We start from the raw sequence: 975 nt of genomic DNA on the forward strand, positions 1-975 counted from the left end.
CGGTTAGACATCAGAAAAATTCAGGGTGGTATTTCAAGGATGGCTCCACAGGAACTGGCGCCCCTGCTTCAAAGCCTCCCACCTATCCTACACAGAATGTCTCTGATGCCACTGTAAAGCTGCAGTAAAGGTTCATAGGGTCTTTCCGTCTGACCGCGGATACCCCGCATCTTCACGGGGAATTCAATTTCGCTGAGCCGATGCTGGAGACAGCGGGGAAGTCGTTACGCCATTCGTGCAGGTCGGAACTTACCCGACAAGGAATTTCGCTACCTTAGGACCGTTATAGTTACGGCCGCCGTTTACCGGGGCTTCAATTCAGTGCTCTCACACCTCCTCTTAACCTTCCGGCACCGGGCAGGCGTCAGGCCCTATACGTCGTCTTACGACTTCGCAGAGCCCTGTGTTTTTACTAAACAGTCGCTACCCCCTGGTCTGTGCCACCCGCCAATGGTTGCCCACTAACGGGTCTCGTTTATCCCGAAGTTACACGAGTAATTTGCCTAGTTCCTTCAGCATCGTTCTCTCAAGCGCCTTGGTATTCTCTACCAGTCCACCTGTGTCGGTTTCGGGTACGGTCTATATGCCAGAGCTATTTCCTGGAATGCGCCAAAAGCCAGTCCAATCCGATAAGGACTGACAACATATTGCATTCGTCACTTCTGGCAGGTTCAGGACTATTCACCTGATTCCCATCGACTACGGCTCTCGCCCTCGCCTTAGGGGCCGACTAACCCTGCGTGGATTAACCTTGCGCAGGAACCCTTGGACTTTCGGCGACAGTGTTTCTCGCACTGTTTGTCGCTACTCATGTCAGCATTCGCACTTCCGATATCTCCAGAGAGGGTCACCCCGTCTCCTTCACAGACCTACGGAACGCTCCGCTACCGCGCATACATAGTATGCACCCACAGCTTCGGCACGTGGCTTGAGCCCCGTTACATTTTCGGCGCAGGGTTTCTATTAGACCAGTGA

Annotated in this window: 1 rRNA gene; it reads right to left on the reverse strand. The window is 53.4% G+C overall.

From position 1 onward, the window contains the following. Window positions 1-975, reverse strand: a 23S ribosomal RNA gene (locus ACIPNH_RS00110); the annotation flags it as partial.

Source organism: Wolbachia endosymbiont of Drosophila barbarae (genome assembly GCF_044752445.1).
Classification (GTDB): domain Bacteria; phylum Pseudomonadota; class Alphaproteobacteria; order Rickettsiales; family Anaplasmataceae; genus Wolbachia; species Wolbachia pipientis.